The organism is Psychrobacter sp. TB20-MNA-CIBAN-0197 (assembly GCF_040309765.1).
Lineage (GTDB): Bacteria > Pseudomonadota > Gammaproteobacteria > Pseudomonadales > Moraxellaceae > Psychrobacter > Psychrobacter submarinus.
The window spans coordinates 1-256 of record NZ_JBEOPC010000967.1 but is presented as its reverse complement, the minus strand read 5'-3'; the positions used below and the strand labels follow the sequence as shown (position 1 = coordinate 256).

At 66.4% G+C, this 256-nt stretch carries 1 protein-coding gene; it reads right to left on the bottom strand.

What is annotated here, in order from left to right:
* On the bottom strand, positions 1–232 hold a 232-nt coding region (locus tag AAEY83_RS16750; RefSeq protein ID WP_351060897.1), incomplete at its 3' end, for an MFS transporter.
* Positions 233–256: the final 24 nt, after the last annotated feature.

Sequence of the window (256 nt, the reverse complement as noted above, 5' to 3'; positions counted from 1 at the left end):
CGTAAATGCTGCTGGCCATCCCGCGTTCCCGCGCCGGGAACCACACCGTCACCGCGCGGCTGTTGGCCGGGAAAGCCGCGGCTTCCATGGCGCCGACCGCCAGGCGCAGGCCGAACAGCGAGGCAAATCCCGTGGCGAAACCTTGGCAAACGGTGACGGTCGACCAACTGATCAGCGATACGCCGTAGGTGAAGCGCGAGCCAAATCGATCAGCGATGAAGCCGGCCGGCACCAGCGCCAAGGCATAGGTCCAGGC